The following is a 6,225-nucleotide window of genomic DNA, read 5'->3' on the forward strand; positions in this document are numbered from 1 at the left end:
CAAAAAAGATGCGGTAGGCAATCACTAACCACCACTGAATGGTAACGGAGAATGAATAATGAGCGATCGCTAAGCAAGCCGCTATTACCAATCACCAGTTACCGTAAATCAATTTGTCATTCACCATCGAGTTTTGGAACCTTAACACTTCTTGGCTAAAGTTTTAGATTCTGTATCAATTTGCACAGATTGTTTGACAAGATTAGCCAACTCTTGTAGCTGGTTAATTGCCTCTGCACCCTCTAACTTCATTAATTCGCGGTCATCCCGCATTTCTGTCCAGGTAATCCCGTAGTCAGACACTAAAAAGCGAATTAGGTGATTATCACCCAAGCTAACCATAAATGATGCGCTATTCATCTGGTCGCCACAGGTATAACAGGACGCAGGATATCCGCGTCGCTCCAGTACAATTGCCAAGGCTTGCAGGTTCATTACCAAGTCTTGGACGAATTGTCTATGTTGATGTGCTAGTCTCAGAAACACTTTTGTCCTCCAGACACCACAGTCGTTTGAGTTACTTTTATATTTTCTTTAGATTTTCCCATCCACTGGTATTGTAAACTATTCATTACAATTACTAGACAGATGATATTGAGTCTTTAATTGACTACCTTGTTTAGGGTAGAGCATCAGGTTTTTGAGCGCCGTATCAAACTATTCAGTTTGGAAATTCAAAATCTGGGACAGAATTGTTAAATATAACTTATGTCTTTATACACTCCTGTCAGGGTAGATTCCTACACGAAGCGATCGCTTCAAGAGTAACTCAAATCTACCACTAGTCAACTACAGAAAAGCTACAAATTGCGTTTTTATGAACGACGTGCAGCTAAATTAACTACTATCAGACGCTCTATCGTAGTTTTACGTTGTTATAAGACCTCTGGCTTACATGTTTAATCTATTATCTATTTAACGTAGATTTTGGTATGTAGAGATTATTGGGTATACCAAACTTATTCCTCCTAGCTATATATATTTGAGCAGATGAGAGTGCAATTAGTAAAACCAGTACGAAATTGCAACTTAAATATAAATTTTGATACAAAAACTACGTAATTAAGCCATCGGTCTAAGTGTTGAGTCCACTGTGGATAAACTCAACACTGACAATAGCTAAACTCAAGAAAGCAATGTTGCCATTTAGGCTCTACTTTTACCTATCCCTTGATATTTAAGCTCTCTATACATGAAGAAACTTAAAGCTACTACTAATAGTTACTCTAATAAGTTTTATAAATGTATTTCGTGCTGCCACTGGGAATTAAATTAGTAGTTTGCCAAGTTCACTTGGCGGGGGAAAGGGGAAAGGGGAAAGGGGAAAGGTTTTAAATCCCTTACCCTTTACCCCTTCCCCCAGCCCTCATCCAGCATTTTTGGGTTGGCAGACCGCTAGTAACTCAAATCCAGACAAAACCTCTTCTCCAGAGAGTAGTGCTGGCATTTTCAGAACTTCTACAGAGTGTGTTGGCCGGTAAATCTCTACTTCCTGGGCTTGGGGGTTAATCAGCCAACCCAAGCGTAAACCATTTTCTATATACTCTTGCATTTTGTCTTGCAGAGTTTTTAGGCCATCGCTCTGGGATCTAAGTTCGATGATAAAGTCAGGTGTCAATGGTGGGAATTTTTGACGTTGCTCTACAGTTAGCGCTTCCCATCGTGACAATTTTACCCAAGCTGCATCGGGCGATCGTTTTGCTCCATTTGGCAAATTGAAGATAGTTGAAGAACTAAAAACTATTCCTAATTTTGTTTGGCGATTCCAAATATTCAAATCAGTAATTAAATCTGCCTCTTGATTTCCACTTTCCCCGCCCACTGGTGGCACAATAATTAGTTCTCCTTTGGCATCCAGCTCTAAGTTTAAATCTTTATTGGCCATACACAGTTGATAAAACTGCTCATCTGTAAGGCGAAGAATTGGCTCTAAATTTAGCACAACTGTATCCATTGAATTGCTCCTTAGCTAGTATAAAGACACAATCAGCAATGCTAGCTAATCTTCCCAATCACCCACTGCTAGTAACCTCGAACACCCATAGATAAGCTTTATACAGTCAGGTACATTGGGGTGTTATGCGGTGTCTATGATTGTTTAACCAGAGTGAGAAAGAGTACCTAATTCCCCATACCACATACCCAATTAATAATGAGTTGCTGTTTTGCGATGATGCACGGCTGTGATGCCATCATTATCTAACAATTTGCCATTATCGACGGTTGCATAAACCAGCCAATGGTCGCCGGATTCCATGCGGTTTTGTACGGAACATTCAAGATATGCTAAAGCATCTGTCAAGACGGGAGAACCGTTTTCAGCTTCTTGGCTAGCCACATCGGCAAATCGGTCTTGTCCGGGGCCAAAGGGTTTGAGAAAATGCTTCATCAACCCCAAATGATTGCCTTCTCTGAGGATATTTAGGACAAATTTATTTCCTGAGTGTGTCAAACTTTCTACAGCCCGGTCTTTGGCTACAGCGATGGTTAAACCAGGGGGACTAAAGCTAGCTTGAGATACCCAAGAAGCTAACATAGCGCTGGAAATGTCATCTTGTTTGGCGGTGAGAACGCACAGCGAACCGACAATTCGCCCAACTGCTTGTTCGACGCTGGTGGCAGGAACACTTTGCGTTCGCACTTTTTTCGCTTTCTTCAATGTCTGGGCAAAGTCTGTACCGGCTTGTTCGCAAAGCTGCAAGGTGGGATCGTCTGGTTTAAATTTGACGCGGATGGTATCAAAACCAAACCGATAACCAGCATCTTTTAATTTACCTTCAATTAAATCCACCGCTTCACCACTCCAGCCGAAGGAACCAAACACACCAGCAAGTTTATTATTGGTTGCTGTGGCCAGGACAATTCCTAAAGCTGTTTGCACGGGTGTGGGTGCGTGACCGCCAAGGGTAGGAGAACCCATGATAAAGCCAGCAGATTTTTCCACAGCTGCACGGATATCTTCTGGGTCAGTGAATTCGCAGTTAATCGATTCTACCCCTACTCCAGCTTTGGTAATGCCACGAGCGATCGCCTGAGCTAAAGTAGCTGTATTTCCATAGGCTGATGCATAAATCAGCGCTACTGTCAAGTCAGCAGAAGTTTGTTGCTGACTCCATTCTCGATAAGCTTTGGTGAGTTCGATTAAGCCATAACGAACTAAAGCGCCATGTCCAGTGGCGTACATTCGCACAGGCAAATCTGCAAGTTTCTCCAGCGCTGTTTCCACTTGACGGGCGTGGGGAGCCATCAAGCAATCAAAATAATAGCGGCGGTCTTCGTTATAAATTTCCCAGCCTTCATCAAATACTTGGTCGCCGCAAACATGGGCCCCAAACAACTTATCTGAGTAGAGAATTTCTGTTTGCGGGTCGTAGGTGCAAAGGTGGTCTGCATAGCGGGGGTTGGGGGTGGGAATAAATTCTAAATTATGCCCATTACCCAAATCCAGAGTTTCTTCTCCCCGCATTACCAGAATTGGCAAATCTGGATTTTCCAGCGCCCCACGTAAATTTATCGCCCCTGGATTGGAACAGACAAAAGTAATTTGTGGGGCAATTTCCAGCAATGCTTTTAAAGTTGCAGCCCGATTAGGATTGATATGTCCCAAAATTACATAATCGAGTTTTGTAACATCAAAACGCTCCTGCAACGCTGCTAAAAAAATTTCTGTAAAGGTTTCCCCAGGAGGGTCAATCAGGGCGTTTTTATCACTTTCAATTAAATAAGAATTAGCAGTCGTTCCCTTAGCCAGAGCATATTCGATTTCAAATCTCAGCCTCGACCAACTGCGCGATCGCAACAATCTTGTATCTGTAGCAATGGGGAAAACTTGAACGTCACGGGGTTTGTTTGTTGACATAATACAAAGAATTTTGAATTTTAGATTTTAAATTTTGGATGATTAATTGAACATCGAAATACTGGATCAAATTCAGACAATATTCAAGATTTTTGGATTTTGGATTACTAATCTAAAATCCGTCTTTGAAAGTTCTGATCGGAGGAAGCCTCCGCTCAGACTTTCCGCAAAATCTCAAAATCCAAAATTAATAATGGTTTCCAACTTTCCGATGATGCACCGCAGTTAAGGCATCTGGTTTAGAAACTCGTCCGGCGTAGACGGTGCTGTATACTCCCCAGTGGTCGCCGCAGTCCATACGGCTGACGACTTCGCATTCCATGTAGGCGAGGGCGTCGGTGAGGATGGGGGCACCATTTTCGGCTGGCTGGGTTCTGACTCCTTGAAAGCGGTCTGCACCAGGGGCGAATCGTTTCAAAAAGTGCTTCATCAGTGGTTGGAAATTGCCTTCTTCTAAGACGTTAAGCACAAAGCGATCGCCTACTTGCATCAGTGATTCTATCGCCCGGTCTTTGGCCACTGCAATGGAAAATCCTAAGGGTTTGAAGCTGGCTTGAGCAACCCAGGAAGCTAACATGGCGCTGGAAACATCGCCTTTTTTGGCTGTGATAATATACAGTCCGCCGCTAAGTCTACCTAGTGCTTTGTCTAAGTCTGCACCAAGGGATTTCATGGCTTTGATGCTGCGATCGCGGGTTACCCATTGTCCCAAGTCTGTACCCGCTTCTTCACAAAGCTTGTAGATGTTTTCTGTGGGGGTTTCCTTAATCCGAATTGCTGGGAAAACCGTTGTCAAGCCCAAATTCCGGAATTTACTCAACAAAGGATCTATGGGTTCGTCATCGCCGCCGCCACTTTCAAATACGCCGATGGCTTGCTTTTCTTTGGCAGATCCTAAAATTGTGCTGAGTGCAGCTTGGATGCTAGCAGCGCCAGAAGCCGGAGGTAAACCAACAACTAATCCCGCACAACGGCCGACTAATTCCCGCAGTTCTTGTAAATCTACTTCAGACCCCAAGTCTACAATTTCTATACCAACATTGGTTTTGCTGATACCGTTGGCAATTGCTTGGGCGAGGCGATCGCCATAACCGTATTCAGAAACGTAAAATATGCCAATGGTGGTTTCTGGCTTGGCTTGGTTTTGACTCCAAGTGCGGTAACGTCCAACTAGTTCCTCAACATTGTGGGATAATAACGGGCCGTGACCAGTGGCAATCATGGCGATGGTTTTTAATTCCGCCATCCGTTTGAGGGCAGACAACACTGACCGGGCATTTGGCCCCATCAAACATTCGTAGTAATATTTAAAGTCTGCTTCTAAAGTTTTTAAATCTTCGTCGAAGGTGGTATCGGAACAATAATGCATCCCGAATGCATCGCAGGTGAAGAGAATTTTGGTTTTATGGTCGAAGCTAAAAATTGTATCCGGCCAATGTAAATTTGGTGCAATCACAAATTCAAATTCGTGACCGTTACCTAAATCTAAGCGATCGCCATTTTTCACAATCCGCCGCTTAAATGGCTGATGCACCAAATCCTCTAGAAACTGAATTGCTACCTTAGAAGCGACAACAGTAATATCCGGAGCCATTTGTAGCAAATCTTTTACTAAACCGCTGTGGTCTGGCTCGGTGTGGCTGATAATCAAATAATCGATTTCTTTGGGGTTGATTAGTCCCGTGAGGGTATCAAAATATAATTGACGAAACTTTTCGTGGGAAGTATCAACCAAGGCAGTTTGTTCGCCCCGAATGAGAAACGAGTTATAAGTAGTACCGTTTTGTAAACCGAACTCAATATCAAAGCGATCGCGATCCCAATCCAGTGACCGAATTGCCGTTGTATCTTGAGCGATTTCCACAGTCTGTATAGTCAGTCGTTTTTCAGTTTTTTCGGTGAGCGCTACCATAACCCCCCTCCTTGACAAATTGAGTATTTATTCCTCTTGCTTTATTGTGACATGTGTTTTATGTAAATTTTTATTAAAAAATTTATATTCATGTTAAAAAAAATCAAATGCTTGAACCACAGAGGCACACACAAGCCACTACCTTGGGCTGGTTCCCGGACTTAAAGCAACTGGCGCTACACACAAACAATATTTGGCTGGCTTTGGAAATTGGCAATTCTCGGTTGCACTGGGGGCTATTTATTGGCGAAACTCTCCACAGTACCTGGGATACTGAGTATTTACCCAAGTGTGTCATATCTCAGTTAGCTCAATCTCAAACCCTCGATGACTTACTACTGCAAATTTTCCCAACCCCAAACAAAACCGACGAAGAACCACAGCACCAAAAGCACACTTCCTTTCCCCCATCCCCCTTCTTTCCCGCTCTACCGACCCGACCTGCCCCTACCCA

At 43.3% G+C, this 6,225-nt stretch carries 4 protein-coding genes and 1 pseudogene; 1 reads left to right on the plus strand and 4 read right to left on the minus strand.

From position 1 onward, the window contains the following. Positions 1-141: 141 nt before the first annotated feature. The 4 genes from GNE10_RS10030 to GNE10_RS10045 all read right to left on the minus strand — a co-directional run bounded on the left by GNE10_RS10030 (position 142) and on the right by GNE10_RS10045 (position 5,771). Positions 142-486 carry a DUF1815 family protein gene (locus GNE10_RS10030; RefSeq protein WP_099072203.1) on the minus strand — a complete coding sequence of 115 codons (345 nt, stop codon included), beginning with the start codon at positions 484-486 and terminating at the stop codon, positions 142-144. Between the two features lie 880 nt (positions 487-1,366). Further along, the gene (locus tag GNE10_RS10035; RefSeq protein ID WP_185565049.1) at positions 1,367-1,954 is read right to left on the minus strand and encodes a Uma2 family endonuclease; all 588 of its coding nucleotides are present in this window, start codon (positions 1,952-1,954) and stop codon (positions 1,367-1,369) included. Between the two features lie 192 nt (positions 1,955-2,146). Continuing rightward, positions 2,147-3,859: a diflavin flavoprotein gene (locus GNE10_RS10040; RefSeq protein WP_185565050.1), complete on the minus strand. Its 1,713-nt coding sequence runs from the start codon at positions 3,857-3,859 to the stop codon at positions 2,147-2,149. A gap of 187 nt (positions 3,860-4,046) precedes the next feature. Beyond that, positions 4,047-5,771, minus strand: coding sequence for a diflavin flavoprotein (locus tag GNE10_RS10045; RefSeq protein ID WP_185565051.1), 1,725 nt, complete (start codon positions 5,769-5,771; stop codon positions 4,047-4,049). Between the two features lie 107 nt (positions 5,772-5,878). On the opposite strand from GNE10_RS10045, the pseudogene GNE10_RS35855 reads away from it, so the two are divergent. After that, a pseudogene (locus GNE10_RS35855) lies at positions 5,879-6,225 on the plus strand (hypothetical protein); the annotation flags it as partial.

Origin of the sequence: Nostoc sp. 2RC, assembly GCF_014222165.1 — a bacterium.
Taxonomy (GTDB): domain Bacteria; phylum Cyanobacteriota; class Cyanobacteriia; order Cyanobacteriales; family Nostocaceae; genus Nostoc; species Nostoc linckia.